Origin of the sequence: Enterobacter sp. IF2SW-B1 (assembly GCF_001743375.1) — a bacterium.
Classification (GTDB): Bacteria; Pseudomonadota; Gammaproteobacteria; order Enterobacterales; family Enterobacteriaceae; genus Enterobacter; species Enterobacter bugandensis.
Genome location: NZ_MJAA01000237.1, coordinates 1 through 456, shown reverse-complemented (window position 1 = coordinate 456; position 456 = coordinate 1). Strand labels below are relative to the sequence as shown.

1 pseudogene is annotated in these 456 nt (G+C 62.3%); it reads right to left on the bottom strand.

Features of this window, described 5'->3' with window-relative positions:
- Positions 1 to 270 precede the first annotated feature (270 nt).
- Positions 271 to 456: pseudogene (locus A6013_RS24275) on the bottom strand (EamA family transporter); the annotation flags it as partial.

Sequence of the window (456 nt, the reverse complement as noted above, 5' to 3'; positions counted from 1 at the left end):
GCCCGCCCGCGCGTTTCTGGCCGGCGGCGGCGCTGGGTCTTGTAGGGATCGTGCCCCTTTTCTGGGACACCCTGCTGGCCCGCGGCTGGAGCGTATCGCTCCTGGCGGGCCTTGGCCTTGCCGCCCTCGCCACGTACGGCGTCGCGCGGGGCAATATGATCGGGATGGGCGGTCAGCGCAGAGGTCTGGAAGGAAGGGGTACGAACGCCTGGGCAATGGATTACGGCACGCTGGGGATGAGAGGAATAGGGGTCTTAAGAAGCAAGAGTTTTACACCGTATGCAGGCGCCTGTACCAGGTCTCTGGTCTCGTGTACATCACCATATTCCCGCCCAGATTCAGCAGGAAACCGTCGATTCGGTTGATGTGGCAGACGTATCCTTCATACACCGTTGAGATAGAGAGCGCCACCAGCGGGAAGAGCAGCGTACTGTTGGCCGCTTTCCCGGGGCCGAT